Source organism: Leptolyngbya sp. FACHB-711, from assembly GCF_014695615.1.
Classification (GTDB): Bacteria; Cyanobacteriota; Cyanobacteriia; order Elainellales; family Elainellaceae; genus Leptolyngbya_A.
The window spans coordinates 1-14,337 of record NZ_JACJOR010000336.1 but is presented as its reverse complement, the minus strand read 5'-3'; the positions used below and the strand labels follow the sequence as shown (position 1 = coordinate 14,337).

Below are 14,337 nucleotides of genomic sequence, written 5' to 3'. Positions count from 1 at the left end.
AGTAGGAGTTTTAGAGTACATGGGTTTTGAGTTTAGTACGGCTGTACAAGTACACCCATTTTACACCCAAATTACACCCAAACCTACCTGAAATAACCCAATTCCTGAGGATGCTTTAGAACTAATGTACTTAGGACTGTAATCAGGTTTCCACTATTGAATAGCCTGAAACAGCCGAAATTCAAGTATTTCTCACCTACGGGACTGGCGCGAATCGAACGCGCGACCTATCGCTTAGGAGGCGATCGCTCTATCCTACTGAGCTACAGCCCCAGATCTACCGCCATTATCATAGCAAGAGAATCTGGAGCAGGCGTAAACGAAAACCAAAACTATAGACAGCTTGTGGACAGCATGACGATCGCCCTCAGCTCAGCAGTGGTTCAACAGGACGGGGTTGAAGTTTCTGCCTTCGATGGGTGAGTTCTGAGAGCATCTCAATTGCAAGGGATTCAAGCTGCCGATCGCAAATTGATTCAAGCCAGCCCTGATGCCCCGGTGGTCTGACAACCCAGTCTGCAAATCTAACGGCGATCGGTTCCCGATGTCCGCCCGGAATTTCTTGCTGAATCGGGTTTGCCTTCTGTTTTCGACTAAGGGTTTGAGCAAACCATGCCACATCGCTCTCATTAGGAGAGCCTGCCAAGGTTCCAGCAATCGTGTCCTGCCGAAAGGAAATGAGCGCAGTGAGATTAAACAGAGAACTGTCTAAAATTCGGCGTTGGGTTTCCTGACGATTGGGCACTGCACCGAGATGCAGTCGATCGAGCAGGTCTGCCAGGGATGGAATGGGTAGTGCGTTGCGAGTGTCTGAAATATCGGGCGCGATCAGCAGGCTTGGCTGATCGAGAATCGATCGCATCGTTTCTAGCAGCACAATATATTTGCAGCCTAAGCTATGTCCTACCCAGAAATGAGGAATCGTAGACGGATAGTTCAGCTCGGCTCGAATCTGATCGCGCTCTTGGAGTAACCCTTGCGCGATCGCCAAATGATTGAACCCAAACCGAAAAGGAACCGCAATCACGGTGTAGCCTGCTTCAAACAGACTGTTTAGAAAATGGGAATAGGCGATCGAAGGAAAGGAACCGTAGAAAGCTCCCCCCAAAAATTCGATAACGCCGATCGGTTCAGGATGACGAGCGACCCAACTATGGGAAATGGGGCGAAACCGCATGATTGAATTCTTTGAAATATTTTGTGAAGTTGATTGAATGAGACGGGCAGGAAATCAGGAAAAGGGTTCCAGCGATTGCTGCTGAAACCCCAGTCTATTGAGCAAGGGTAATCTGCCAAACGTAAGCGTCAAGCGTCAGAACACGATCGCTATTTGCTCAGCTTCAGAATGCTGCCCGGATTTGCCGTTGGCAGTGAATAAGCCTGCTGGTCAAAATCAGGGTTGGGCAGCGTCAGATCCGCAGGCAGGAAAGTCCCGCGAATTTGAGGCGTGATCAGCACCTCCGCATGAGCAGCAGCAGAGTAGGGAGAGAGGGATGCTTCCACATAGCCCCGCACTTCCAGGTTGGCAACTTCCAGACTCGATCGAATCGGTGCTGTTTTAGAAACATCGGGTTGCAAAATGAGTAGGGCAGTTGCACCAGAGGCAAGCGTCAGCGGTTGGCTGGGCTTACCCGTCACCGGATCAGGAATCAAATCGCTAAACACATTGCCACTTCCCATATCCACGATCGAAATCAATTCCTCATTATTGAGGGGTGATGAACTGTTGAATTGAATTGAAATTGCGGCATCGGGTTCGCTAACGGGATTCACGTTAGAAATCATCAGAAAATATGCCTGCACCACGCGACGAGAAACACTCGGATTGAACGGTGCGGGAGCGATCGGTTTAACCAACAGTTCAAAAGAAGAAATAATCATTAAGGATTCCTGGTTGCATCTTTAACCACGAAAGCATTTGCCTTCCTGGGGTCGCATTCCCCTGACAGGTACTCTTTGCTCTGTGAAGATGCCAGATTATCCTTAACGGAAAGGGATGCTTAAGATGCTCAGGAATCCGACGATCGCCATACGTCATTCCAGGGAGAACCGCCGACCTCCAAACCGCAGAGAGAGCTAGTGGCCTGCAAAATCGTTTTGGTGGAATAAGCCGATCGCTCCTTCAGCGTAAGCTGCAAGTTGCCCTGCATTGTATCTTTGCAGCAAAACACGAGTCCCTCTTGGGTGGGGGCGCGAAGCGGTGTTCCAGGAAGGGTGGTGGTTCCCACAAGTTCGACTTCGTAGCCGTGATTCTGCGCTTGCATCCGCCATTTGCCCCAGGGATGAATTTCCCAGTGCACACGGGCATTCCAGGGAACAAACTCATAGAATTTGCCCTGGTAGTGAATCCCCACCATTGCCACTGATTCCATCCAGGTGAGAACTTGCCGCCTGCCGCCGCCTGCGGTGAGTGCCAGATCTGGCTCATGGTCGAAGCAATTGCAGTTGAGCCAGAACCATTTGGTTGGAAATGCGCCGCCCCAGTTCTTCTCGCCGTAAGCCGGAGCATTTGTAAACTCATAGCGTTTGCCGTTCCACTCGATCCAGCCGGTTGCCAGCCCGTGTGCCATCAAGATTTGCCAGCCCGGTTCAAAAATCTGAAACTGCGATAGCCATCCTGCCGTAGACTGCTGCGGTTTCCTGGAATCGCCCCATCCGTAGATCGGCTGAATTTCGTAGCACCAGCTCGCCGCTCGTCCCGACCCCGGATCAAGAAGCTTTCCCTGATTTAAGGTCGCCGTTGCCTGATAGCCTTCCTGAATCGTGCGATCGAACTCTTCCGGCTCCAGATATTTCGAAATGGTAGAAATCGGCGATCGTCTCCCCCAGTGTCCTAAACCCAATCGATCGCCCCACGCCCAAAATCGATCAACAGCCGGAAACGTCCGCCACAGATACTCATCGTCTGGACCCAGGATTTGCGCTGCGCCCCCGCTTTGTGCCTTACCGCCGATCGGATCTTCGATCGAATACATAAATGCAAAGGTCTGGCGGTCTTCGGGTAGCGTGACGCGATAGTACCAGCCTTCAAAAAAGCGGCGATGAGAGCCGTCCCAGTGATAGCCACTGTGGGGGGGAGACTGGGGATTTTGCAAGTCGGTCATGGGGCAGTTGCAGACAGTTCTTTTAGTCTAAAGGTTGTTTGAGAAGTATTGAAGGTTCTGCATTGCCCGCCATACTCCCCGTGAATAAGGGACTTTCAAACCTAAGAGGAGAGCAAGATCCTCAGGCAGCGAGAACGGTAGAATAAGGAACGGTTGCGCTGAAGAATGTCTAGGAAAAGCAGGCGATGCGAATCTCTTTAAGCTGGCTCAAAGAATTGGTTGAAATTGATATGACCCCCGAAGCGTTGGCAGATTTGCTGACGATGGCAGGGTTTGAAGTTGAAGAGATCGAAGATCGGCGCACCTGGGCGGATGGCGTGGTCATCGGTCGTGTGATTAGTCGAGAGCCTCACCCGAATGCGGATAAGCTCAGCGTTTGTCAGGTTGATATTGGTGCAGCACAGCCTTCTACGATCGTCTGCGGAGCTTCAAACGTGCGAGCCGATATCTTTGTTGCCGTAGCGACGATCGGCACTTACTTGCCCAAAGTTGACCTCAAGATCAAGCCGCGCAAGTTGCGGGATGTGCCGTCTGAGGGGATGATTTGTTCGCTGGCGGAGTTGGGCTTAGCAAAAGACTCCGAAGGCATTCACATCTTTCAGCAGGATGTCACCGTCGGGTCAGATGCCCGTCCTTTTCTAGGGCTGGATGACGTGGTGCTGGATCTCACCTCAACGGCAAACCGCGCCGATGCCCTCAGCATGATCGGAATTGCCCGCGAAGTCGCTGCCCTGACGGGGGCAAAGCTAAAGCTGCCCGAAGTGCCCGAAATTCCGGTGCAGTCTGGTTCAGATCTGGCAATTCGCATCAGTGAGCCGCAAGCCTGCCCGATCTACATCGGCACGAATATCGATGGCATTACGATCGCCCCTTCCCCCAATTGGATGCAGCGTCGTTTGCAGGCAGCAGGCACTCGCCCGATTAACAACGTGGTTGATATCACAAACTATATTTTGCTGGAATGGGGACAGCCGCTTCATGCCTTCGATCGCGATCGGCTTCAGACCGTTGCCCAAGCCCAATCGCTGACGATCGGCGTTCGCAGTGCCCATTCTGGAGAAACCCTGAAAACCCTGGACGCGCAGGAGCGCAATTTGCAGGAGCAAAATCTGCTGATTACCGCAGGCGATAAACCTGTTGCGCTGGCAGGGGTAATGGGCGGCGAATCAACGGAAGTCTTTGACGGGACGCAAAACCTGATGCTGGAGGCGGCGATTTTCGATACGGTGGCAATCCGGCGATCGGCTCGCACTCAGGGACTCCGCACCGAAGCCTCTGCCCGCTATGAGCGAGGGGTAAACTCAGCAGAGCTAGAGCTTGCCTGCCGTCGTGCCATCCAACTCATTACTGAACTGGCAGGCGGAACGGTTCGCACTCAGGCGGTTGCCGATCACCGTCCGGGTCAAGCAGCGACAATTAGGACGATCGCCCTGCGAATGGAGCGAGTCAATCAAGTGCTCGGACTGGTGCTGCTCAACGGTCACGGCGAGAATTGCAATCATAACGGTCATGATCACAGCCATGATGAGCTGACCGAAGACGATATTGGCGAACTGCAACCTGTCGATGTCGAGCGCACCCTGAGCGCACTGGGCTGTCAGCTTACGGAAACTGAAGCAGGGGTTTGGTCGGTCACTGTGCCGCCCTATCGCTATCGAGATCTAGAGCGCGAGATCGACCTGATCGAAGAAGTGGCACGGCTCTACGGCTTCAATAATTTCTGCGATACGCTGCCCGGAAAAACCGAGCCAGGCTACCTCTCCGACGAGTACGCGCTGACGAAGCGAATTCGTGAGGCGATGCAGGCAGTTGGCTTAACCGAGGTGATGCACTACTCGCTGGTGAAAACGGGTGAAGAAAACCAGGTCGTCCTCAGCAACCCGCTCCTGGTAGAATATGCTGCCCTTCGTACCGATTTGATGCCTGCCCTGATCGATGCCTTTCAGTACAACCTGGAACAAGGTAACGGGGCACTCAACGGCTTTGAAATTGGGCGCGTGTTCTGGCGCGATGAAGACGGCTTGAACGAAACCGATATGGTGGCGGGCATTCTGGGCGGCGATCCGACGGTGGGCAAATGGGTGCGGAGCGGACGTGAACAGCCGATGACCTGGTTTGAGGCAAAAGGAATGCTGCAAAGTGTCTTTCTGCGGCTAGGCCTGAACGTGGAATATCAGCCCGATCGCCGCAATCCCCTGCTGCATCCTGGCAGAACCGCTTCTCTCTGGATCAATGGCAACCGCCTGGGCACATTCGGTCAGTTGCACCCCCAGCTTTGCCAGGAGCGCGGCTTACCTGATGCCATTTATGGCTTTGAACTCAGTCTGGACGAACTGCTCGACGGCATGGCGCAGGACGAAAACCTGGTTTCCCTGTTCCAGTCCTACTCGTCCTATCCGGCATCCGATCGCGATATTGCCTTCTTTTCACCCGTGCAGTTCTCGGTCGCGGAAATCTCGCGGGCGATTACCCAAGCAGGCGGTAAACTGCTCGATTCCGTGGAGCTATTTGATGAATACCGGGGCGAAAATGTGCCGCAGGGCAAACGCAGCCTCGCCTTCCGTCTGATTTATCGCGCTCCCGATCGCACCCTGACCGACGAGGACATCAACCCCGTCCATGTGAAAGTCCGCCGAGTCCTGGAAGAAAAATTCCAGGCAGAGCTAAGAAGTTAGTCTAGGAAGCTAAATCAATCAGGAATCTATGCCCAAATATGTTCTCTGGGGTCGCTACTGCGAAGACGTGCTGGAAAAACGCGCCCCTTACCGTCAGGCACACCTCGATCGCCTGGCTCAACTAAAAGATGCAGGACGGGTAATCACGATCGGACCAACCAAAGATGTAACGCGGGTCTTTGGCCTATACGACGCAGAAACCGAAGTCGCTGCCCGTCAGCTTGTCGAAGAAGACCCTTACTGGCAAAACGGCATCTGGACAGAATATGAGCTAATGGAATGGATTCAAGCCTTTTAGGTGATGCGAAGTAGTTCCTTCTTCGAGGTAATTGCCTTCCTGCCGGAGCTTCATTCTTCCTTTAGCAATACTGGGGTAACGAAATGGGGGGATATCATCACAAGATATTCCCTGATTTTTTGCTGGATGTTTTGGGTTCTGTCGCTCTTTGCTGACGCACGACCTTCCTCTTAATTTAACCTGTGATTTCCCTATCCTTCTCGCTGCAACCCGACCTCATTCATTTCTCCCTGAACCACTGCTTCACACCGATTCTGGCTCAAGCTGCCCCTCTGCTGGGTAGCACCTGGATTGATCTGAGTGCTCTGTTTCTGATGCTGGGAATGTCTGCTTTCTTCTCCGGCTCCGAAACGGCAATCACGGCTCTAGACAATCTGAAACTGCGTGCCCTGATCAAAGACCAGGGCGATCGAAGTGGTTTATTTACGCTCGTCCTGGAAAAGCGGACGCGTTTTATTACGACGCTGCTTATTGGAAATACGCTGGTCAACAACCTGGCTGCGATTTTGACCAGTAACCTGTTTGTCATCTGGTTTGGCAGCAATGAAGCAGTGCTGTTTGCCACGATCGTCGTCACGATTTTGACGCTGGTTTTTGGCGAAATTACGCCGAAGTCGCTCGCGATTAATAACGTCTTACCGATTTTTCGGGTTGTGGTGCGTCCGATCTTCTGGCTGTCGCGGATTCTCTCCTGGACGGGCATTGCCTATTTGCTAGAAGCAATTGCCCAGGCAGCAATTCGGCGATTTCAACGCGATGTTGTGCCGCAAGGTGAGTCGGTCAAAGATTTGCAGCTCATGATCGAGATTCTGGGCGGCAAAGGGCAGCTTGACCTGGACAAACGCCAGCTCCTCAACAAAGCCCTGATGCTCGATCGCCTTACTGCCTATGATGTGGTGAAGCCGCGTATCGAAATGCGAACCATTTCCCAGGAAGCAACGCTGCAAGGCTTCATCAATCTCTGCCTGGAAACAGGCTACTCGCGCATTCCCGTCCAGGAAGAGTCCAAAGACGAAATTATCGGCACAGTGCATCTCAAGCGGGCCCTTCAGGTACTCAAAACCCTTAACCAAGAAGGACAAAGCGATGGTTCTGTGACGCTGGCAATGGACTTGCCCGTGTTTGTGCCCGAGGTTAAGCGGATCGCCGATTTGCTGAAAGAAATGCTTCAGCGTCAACTCCATTTGGCGATCGTGGTAGACGAATACGGTGGCACGGTGGGATTGCTCACGCTAGAAGACATTCTGGAAGAACTGGTCGGCGAGATCTATGACGAAAGCGATCTCCCTGCCCGTGCTAACCTGCGAGGACGAGTGCCCTTCAATCGTCGCATCGCAAGAAATCCTTCTCCCAATCGCTAGCCCCGTCATTCTGAAAAAATTGATCGCAAACTCTTTGACAAAATTCGCAACTTCCATGTACGATGATTAATCGTGGAAAGGACGGGTCGGTGCCCGAGTGGTTAATGGGGGCGGACTGTAAATCCGCTGGCTACGCCTACGCTGGTTCGAATCCAGCCCGGCCCATTCCACGATTTGCCCGTGTAGCTCAGTGGTAGAGCACACCCTTGGTAAGGGTGAGGTCATGAGTTCAATCCTCATCACGGGCTTATTGTAGAGCGACATGATATTTGTCTGTGGCACTACATTAGTAGTGTCGTTGCGAGTGCCGAGCAGTTTCATCGTATTATTCGTGAGCATTGGTGCATCGAGAATCGATTGCATTGGGTCAAGGACGTGACGTTTAACGAAGACAATGCGCTGCAAACCGGCAGCAATACAGTCACGAACTGGTCAGTGGTCCGCAACTTCTTCATTAACTTTTCTTTTTCTCGCACGCTGGGGTTCACTTCGATGGCTGCTGCCAAACGGCAATTTGCCAATCAGTTGGACAAGGTTTTTCCCCTATTACAATGAAACAGCCCTGCTTAACCAGTCAGCACACAACCTTAATTTCAGTCCTACACTGGTTTTAAGCATCCTGAACTTCTCCTTCAGGTCAGGTATATATAATGCTAGGTTCAATCCGTCAGGACCATGAACAAACAACGATCGTTGATGTCTACTCCCTCTGCCAAAGCCAGCAGCTCTGCTCAACGCGACGGCATGACGACTGGAGGGAAGCGAGGCTTCAGGCGGGGAGACTGGGGGCGCGGGCTGGTCGGCTTCTGGGCAATGGCTGCGGCAATAGCAACAGCGCTGGATCTGGGGCTGGTACAGGTTTTAGAACGACAGACACAGACTTTATTTTCTGAGGTCAGAGGCACGGTTGCTGCCCCGAAAGAGGTTGTCATTCTAGCGATTGATGAAAGCTCTCTTGCCCAAGGTGATTTTTTTCGATCGGATCCAAAACAGTATGCCAGTTTAGAACCGATTCAGTCTTGGCCCTGGAAGCGCAGTGCCTACGCGAAGGCTGTTGAAAAATTGATGGCGGCTGGGGCAAAAGCAGTGGCGATCGATGTAATTTTCTCAACGCCCAGCAGCTATGGTGCACAAGATGATCAGCAGCTTGCCCAGGTACTTCAGCAGTATCAAGGACGGATTGTGCTGGCAGCTCGCTATGCAGAAGCAGAAACGCCGCAGGGATTTAGCACCCAACTTGTAGCACCACTGCCTCAATTCTGCAATCGTCCTGACTGCATCGGGTTCATCAATTTTCTAATGGAGCCAGACCAGCGGATTCATCGATTCGGTGAGGCATTTTCGCGCCACCTGCTGCAAAATTCGCCATCCGTTGAGGCAGAGGTTTTACCGCAGGCTCCTTCTTTTGTTGAAACAACGCTGCGGGCTGTGAATCTGCCGTATCAGAAGCCGATCGCCGATTCGATTTTCTTCTACGGTCCGGCAAACAGTTTTACCCACGTTCCTTTCTGGACCGTGCTGGATCCTTCTGCCTGGCAGACCACATTAGAGTCGGGAGCCTATTTCAAAGACAAAATTGTGCTGATCGGCTCAACTGCCATGGTTCATCAAGACTTGCATGCGGCTCCCTTTTCTAAAAGCTGGCTCTATCCGCAGCCGATGTCAGGGGTGGAAATTCACGCCAACGCCATCGCCACGCTGCTGGAAGGACGATCGATCGCGGAAGCCGTGCCGCAAGCTCCCCTCAGAGGATTATGGGTGCTGATCGGGGTTGCAGGCGCAGGCTGGTGGTTGACCCGTCCGCAGCAGCCCCTACGTCGCTTAATTTGGGCGATTGGCTTCGCAGCAGTTTGGCTCGGTCTCAGCTATGGCTTATTTATCCAGGCGAGATTGCTGATTCCAACAGCAGTTCCAGTTGGAGCAATTGCATTGAGCGGTTTGTCGCAGCTCATTGCGGGGTCGGTGAAAGAACAGGTCAAAAAGCGGCAGCTCCGAGACACACTGAGGCAGTATGTCACTTCGCCGATCGTGCAGGAAATTGTCAGCCAGCACGATGACCTTCATGATTTGCTGCGAGAACGAGAACTGGCTTTATCCGGCAAAGTGTTAGCCAGTCGCTACCGCATCACGAGAGTTTTGGGATCTGGTGGATTTAGCGAAACCTACATTGCTGAAGACCTCCAGCGACCGGGCAATCCGTCTTGCGTGGTGAAGAAACTGCGCGTCTTGAGCGACAACCCAAACACCCTCAAGCAGGCACAGCGACTTTTTGCGATCGAAGCAGAAACGCTAGAACGGTTAGGGCAACATGAACAAATTCCGCGCCTGCTGGCATCCTTTGAGGAGGAGCAAGAGTTTTATCTGGTGCAGGAATATATTCGGGGGCATCCCTTAACAACAGAGATTTTGCCTGAGCGATCGTTGCCGGAACAGAAAGTTGTGCAGATGATTTATGAACTGCTGAATGTGCTGGCGTTTGTGCATAGCCAGGGGGTGATTCACCGGGATTTGAAACCCTCTAATATTCTTCGACGACGATCTGATTGGAAACTCATTCTGATCGATTTTGGCATTGCCAAGAAGATTACAACCCAGCTTGCCGAAAGCAGCAACACAAAATTTACGATCGCAGTTGGCACACCGGGCTATATGCCTAGCGAACAGTCTGCCGGACGACCCCAGTTCAATAGCGATATCTATGCGCTCGGCATTATTGCGATCGAGGCGTTAACTGGACAGTCTCCCCATCGACTCACCCATGACTCCAAGACCGGAGCATTGCGATGGAGCCAGCAGGCGCGTGGGCTGAATCCTGCTCTGGTAGCCATTTTGAACAAGATGGTATGCCACGACTTTACCCGCCGCTATCGATCGGTTCAGGAAGCCCAAACTGCTCTGATGTCCCTTTATCCTGATTTAGCAAATCCTGACCCGCAAACGAGCAGTGCTGAAATGGCAGGGACACAATCGGCGCAAAGCATAGCTCCTAGTGAATCCTCTGATCCGATCGCTTCTGAAGAAGACCGTTTCAACGACATGACCCTGCGGCTGCCTGAGGATTGGCTAGATCAGAACGAGGCAGAATCGGTCAATAACATGACCCTACCGCTGCCTGAGGATTGGTTGGATCATTCACCCGATCATCGCTAGCGAAACTTTCAGAAGCTTGTGTAGAATGCGAGATGGGTTTAGTAAGATTACAAATACCAACATCCTTTCACGCAATATCAGACAATCAGGGCAAGTGCGGAACATATCTACCACGTCGCAGTCTTCAACCTTCAGACCCTATCGAAATTCTGCATGGTTCGCCGTACAATTCCCGTTATCATTGCTATTTTGTCAAGTACGGTTTTACTGACAACAGAAGCGCGTGCCCAAACCTCGCTCAATCGTGCTGTGCTCTCAGCAATCCGAAATCAGGTCCAGGTGCTGCAGCAAAACCAGTCTGCTCGTGCAGCTCGTATTTCCGATGTTGTCACGCCTGGACAGGGAGTTTCTACAGCTCGCGCTTCATTAGCAGAACTCCGATTTAATGACGGTTCGTTAGGACGGCTCGGAGAACAGGTTGTCTTCTGGTTCACGCCCGGAACACGCAATTTCCGCATCTCGAATGGAACTGCTTTGTTTCTGATTACGCCCGGACAGGGCAGGACACGCATCCAAACTCCGAATGCAACCGCCGGGATTCAGGGTTCTGCGCTCTTTGTCCGCTATATTCCCGAAACCGATACGACAATTATTGGAGCCTTAACGGATAGTGGCATTCAAGTATTTAATCGAGATGCCTCTCAGCAGCAATCCCTACGAGGTGGGCAGATGGCAGTTGCGATCGGGGATCGCATTGAACAAATTTACGATTTCGATCTAAATACTTTCTATGAAACGAGTACGCTGGTGCGAGGGCTAGCTCCAACCGAGGAACGATCGCAATCAGAGACTCGCGATGCCACAATCTCCCAGGTTCAAGAGGAAATGCAGACTGCGATCGAACAGCAGCAATCGCTCCCTCCCAACGAAGTCATTGAAACTCCAAGCTTTGTCAGAACTCCAGAGTCCAGCGCCACAGAGCCTTCGATCGCGCCACCCGTCTTTGATAATTTCCCTGACTCCAATCAAGTCACCAGTCCGCTTGAAACCCTGACGAATGAAAACCAGCCTCGCAATACGCCCCTAGATCCAAATTCACAGCCCGCAATTCCATCTTTCCAGAACCGATCGGATCAGGTCATTACCGATCCACGAGTTGACGATCGGCGGAATCCAACTGATGATCGTCCCGGAAATGGCAACGGGAGACCGAATGTAGACGATCGTCCCGGCAATGGCAATGGCAACGGAAGACCCGACAACCCTGGCAACAGTGATGGGAACGGACAACCCGATGTAGGCGATCGTCCGGGTAATGGCAATGGAAGACCGAATGTAGACGATCGCCCCGGCAATGGCAACGGCAACGGAAGACCCGATAACCCTGGTAACAGTGATGGGAACGGACAACCTGATGTAGGCGATCGTCCGGGTAATGGCAATGGGAGACCGAATGTAGACGATCGTCCGGGTAATGGCAATGGCAATGGGAATGGTGATGATAGACCGAGTGTAGACAATCGCCCTGGCAATGGAAATGGCAACGATAATGAAAGACCCAATGTAGATGATCGTCCTGGCAACGGCAACGGCAATAACGATAGAGATGATCGTCCTGGCAACGGCAACGGCAATAACGATAGAGACGATCGTCCTGGCAATGGAAATGGCAATGGAAATGGCGATGGCAATGGCAATGGAAATAATCGACCACCCAACGGCAATGGAAATAATCGACCTGATAGAGACAACGAACGACGTAATTGAGATTACGTATTAGCCGCGTGAAGTTTAAGGGGTGTTTACTGAGCTACTCAATCTTGTGGGCTGGTTTTCTGTGCAGCCGCGCCCAGGGCATGAATGCTGAAATTCCGACAGCAGACGCATCAGACGGAGCATCGAAAGCTGAATTGCATGACATTGCTCAGTCTGAACATCAATTTTTTGCCGAGAGCGATCATGCTGTTAGCAATCCTCTCTGGACTCCAAATATTGCCCCTGCGGAAATCATTCTGCCTACACGAGAAGCGTTTAATCCAAACAGCCTTGCTCCAGACTTGAATTTCACAGCCGATTCCCAGATTCGTGGAACAGTTCTGAATGAACTATCCAGCTTAGAAGCGCATCAGGAACAGCAGAACCCGGCACAGGAACAGCAACAAGAGCAGGAAACGCGCTCTTTTTCATTGGAATCTCAAATTCCTCCTGTTCCTACAGCGATCGCTAATGAGATAGAGGAATTCGTAGAAACGCAAAACAATCAAGAAGCTGTTTCGCAATCGATCGATCCAGAATTAGGGAGACTGCGGCTTCGTGAAACGCAACGGGTAGAGCCACAATCGACCGATCCAGAATTAGGGAGACTGCGATTGCGCGAAAGGCAGTTAGCAGAACAGCAAGCCAGTGATCCGGAATTAGGTGAATTTCAACTCCGTGAAAGAGAGCTTGCAGAACGGCGACCGGAGCAAAGCGTCTTTTTTCAAGGCAGAATTGACTATTTTAGAAGCAATAATATTCTGCTAGATGACGTTGATCCTGTAGATGATCAGCTAATCACGGTTGGCATCTCCGTACTAGGCGTTCCAAGCATTGGACCTCGAACTAACCTAGTTGCCTCTGTCGGCGCTAGCCTTGCTCGCTATGGCGATTTGTCAGAACTTAACTACAACAATCTTCAGTTTCGCCTTGGAGTACGCCACAATCTGTTTCCTAACACTTATGGGGAATTGAGTTGGACGAATCAACAATTGTTTTCTGCTGATGATGGTGACCAATTCCTGAATGATCATTCAATTCGGCTTTCCCTGTGGCGACGTGACCAGCTCGCGCCTCGACTTAATTTAGATAGTTTTTATCAGTTCCGCCTCAGCTTTGCTGATCCAGCCGATCGCAGCCGTCTAGTGAATACGCTAGGAATTTACTTGAGCTACGAAATTCAACGCGATTTAGAAGCCGGGTTAGATTATCAGTTTGTTCTGACAAACTTTACTCAACAGGAACGCGAGGATAGTTATCATCAACTAACCGCTCAACTGAGCTACAATCTTTCTCGCAAGACCAGTATTAGTCTATATGGCGGTTTTAGCTTTGGGCGATCGTCCGAATCAAGCATTGATTTTGATAGCTCCATACTGGGCATCAGCTTAAGCACAAGCATTTAGGCGGCGATCGTCTCAACAATCTGCGTCTGATAGGAAACTTAAGGGCGACAAGTCAGAGCCATGGGTTTGAATCCAGTATCGCCCCTATAGAAGATTGCTAGCAGTATTCATAGGATGCAATGATACTCTTTGCCACCACGTTCAACCCCTGAGGTTTCGCACAACCGATCCGCATTGTATTGATTGAGTAGCCGCTCAACCTGGTAGGTTGTAACATCAAGCGTTTTGGCGATCGTCTCTTTCCACTCAGACTTCACCTTACGGTTGGGAGCCTGAGCCAACCACTCAGTTAGACGAAAGCGTATTTGTTAGAATCTGATGACTCGACCAGGGCTTTAGTGGGGAGAGCCTGGCCTCATTTCGCTTGAATCCTGCTTGTCTTGCTTCGTACAGCAATTACAGCGAGGTTGTTTTTCCGACTCAGATTGAAGATAGGCAGTTATTGAGCGGATGCGACTCAACGCATATCGGATTGTTGCTAGTATTTTGGCTCTTTTAGCAAGTAAGTCCCTATAATCGCTATTCATCCTGAGCACCTGAGCTAGTCTATAGCAAGGTTAACCTTATTAGAGTCTGTTCAAGCTCTCGCGTTGGATAGGCGATTTTGTGAATTCTCCTTGTTTTATTGTTGGCAGGTGAATAGGCTTT

The 14,337-nt window shown here is 51.4% G+C and carries 11 protein-coding genes and 3 tRNA genes; 9 read left to right on the top strand and 5 right to left on the bottom strand.

What is annotated here, in order from left to right; genetic code table 11:
• Positions 1-199: 199 nt before the first annotated feature.
• The 4 genes from H6F80_RS13850 to H6F80_RS13835 all read right to left on the bottom strand — a co-directional run bounded on the left by H6F80_RS13850 (position 200) and on the right by H6F80_RS13835 (position 3,104).
• A tRNA-Arg gene (locus H6F80_RS13850) sits at positions 200-273 on the bottom strand.
• 94 nt (positions 274-367) lie between these two features.
• Entirely contained in the window at positions 368-1,177 is an 810-nt protein-coding gene (locus H6F80_RS13845) for a DUF1350 family protein (RefSeq protein ID WP_190792123.1), read from the bottom strand.
• A 149-nt stretch (positions 1,178-1,326) separates the two neighbouring features.
• On the bottom strand, positions 1,327-1,881 hold the full coding sequence (locus H6F80_RS13840; RefSeq protein ID WP_190792122.1) for a hypothetical protein: 555 nt from the start codon (positions 1,879-1,881) through the stop codon (positions 1,327-1,329).
• A gap of 128 nt (positions 1,882-2,009) precedes the next feature.
• On the bottom strand, positions 2,010-3,104 hold the full coding sequence (locus tag H6F80_RS13835; RefSeq protein WP_190792121.1) for a tocopherol cyclase family protein: 1,095 nt from the start codon (positions 3,102-3,104) through the stop codon (positions 2,010-2,012).
• A gap of 185 nt (positions 3,105-3,289) precedes the next feature.
• On the opposite strand from H6F80_RS13835, the gene pheT reads away from it, so the two are divergent.
• From pheT to H6F80_RS13790, 9 genes are all read left to right on the top strand, one after another.
• Positions 3,290-5,779 (top strand): phenylalanine--tRNA ligase subunit beta, encoded by a 2,490-nt coding sequence (gene pheT / locus H6F80_RS13830; RefSeq protein WP_190792120.1) that lies wholly within the window; start codon positions 3,290-3,292, stop codon positions 5,777-5,779.
• Between the two features lie 28 nt (positions 5,780-5,807).
• A complete protein-coding gene (locus H6F80_RS13825) occupies positions 5,808-6,077 on the top strand; it encodes a YciI family protein (RefSeq protein WP_190792119.1) in 270 nt (89 codons plus the stop codon).
• Positions 6,078-6,259: 182 nt separating this feature from the next.
• On the top strand, positions 6,260-7,438 hold the full coding sequence (locus tag H6F80_RS13820; RefSeq protein WP_518523579.1) for a hemolysin family protein: 1,179 nt from the start codon (positions 6,260-6,262) through the stop codon (positions 7,436-7,438).
• Between the two features lie 83 nt (positions 7,439-7,521).
• Positions 7,522-7,603, top strand: a tRNA-Tyr gene (locus H6F80_RS13815).
• An 11-nt stretch (positions 7,604-7,614) separates the two neighbouring features.
• Positions 7,615-7,686: transfer RNA gene (locus H6F80_RS13810), tRNA-Thr, on the top strand.
• A gap of 1 nt (position 7,687) precedes the next feature.
• Entirely contained in the window at positions 7,688-7,993 is a 306-nt protein-coding gene (locus H6F80_RS13805; protein WP_190792124.1) for a transposase, read from the top strand.
• Between the two features lie 120 nt (positions 7,994-8,113).
• On the top strand, positions 8,114-10,588 hold the full coding sequence (locus H6F80_RS13800) for a serine/threonine-protein kinase (RefSeq protein ID WP_190792118.1): 2,475 nt from the start codon (positions 8,114-8,116) through the stop codon (positions 10,586-10,588).
• Between the two features lie 153 nt (positions 10,589-10,741).
• Positions 10,742-12,295 carry a FecR domain-containing protein gene (locus tag H6F80_RS13795; protein WP_190792117.1) on the top strand — a complete coding sequence of 518 codons (1,554 nt, stop codon included), beginning with the start codon at positions 10,742-10,744 and terminating at the stop codon, positions 12,293-12,295.
• An 89-nt stretch (positions 12,296-12,384) separates the two neighbouring features.
• Entirely contained in the window at positions 12,385-13,689 is a 1,305-nt protein-coding gene (locus H6F80_RS13790) for a hypothetical protein (RefSeq protein WP_190792116.1), read from the top strand.
• A 107-nt stretch (positions 13,690-13,796) separates the two neighbouring features.
• Here the strand turns inward: H6F80_RS13790 and H6F80_RS13785 are convergent, their stop codons facing one another.
• On the bottom strand, positions 13,797-13,970 hold the full coding sequence (locus tag H6F80_RS13785) for a hypothetical protein (protein ID WP_190792115.1): 174 nt from the start codon (positions 13,968-13,970) through the stop codon (positions 13,797-13,799).
• Positions 13,971-14,337 lie beyond the last annotated feature (367 nt).

Excerpts from the sequence above, each read along its gene's own strand:
- H6F80_RS13845 (WP_190792123.1), bottom strand. The coding sequence starts at position 1,177 with ATGCGGTTTCGCCCCATTTCCCATAGTTGGGTCGCTCGTCATCCTGAA.
- H6F80_RS13840 (WP_190792122.1), bottom strand. The coding sequence starts at position 1,881 with ATGATTATTTCTTCTTTTGAACTGTTGGTTAAACCGATCGCTCCCGCA.
- H6F80_RS13835 (WP_190792121.1), bottom strand. The coding sequence starts at position 3,104 with ATGACCGACTTGCAAAATCCCCAGTCTCCCCCCCACAGTGGCTATCAC.
- pheT (WP_190792120.1), top strand. The coding sequence starts at position 3,290 with ATGCGAATCTCTTTAAGCTGGCTCAAAGAATTGGTTGAAATTGATATG.
- H6F80_RS13825 (WP_190792119.1), top strand. The coding sequence starts at position 5,808 with ATGCCCAAATATGTTCTCTGGGGTCGCTACTGCGAAGACGTGCTGGAA.
- H6F80_RS13800 (WP_190792118.1), top strand. The coding sequence starts at position 8,114 with ATGAACAAACAACGATCGTTGATGTCTACTCCCTCTGCCAAAGCCAGC.
- H6F80_RS13795 (WP_190792117.1), top strand. The coding sequence starts at position 10,742 with ATGGTTCGCCGTACAATTCCCGTTATCATTGCTATTTTGTCAAGTACG.
- H6F80_RS13790 (WP_190792116.1), top strand. The coding sequence starts at position 12,385 with ATGAATGCTGAAATTCCGACAGCAGACGCATCAGACGGAGCATCGAAA.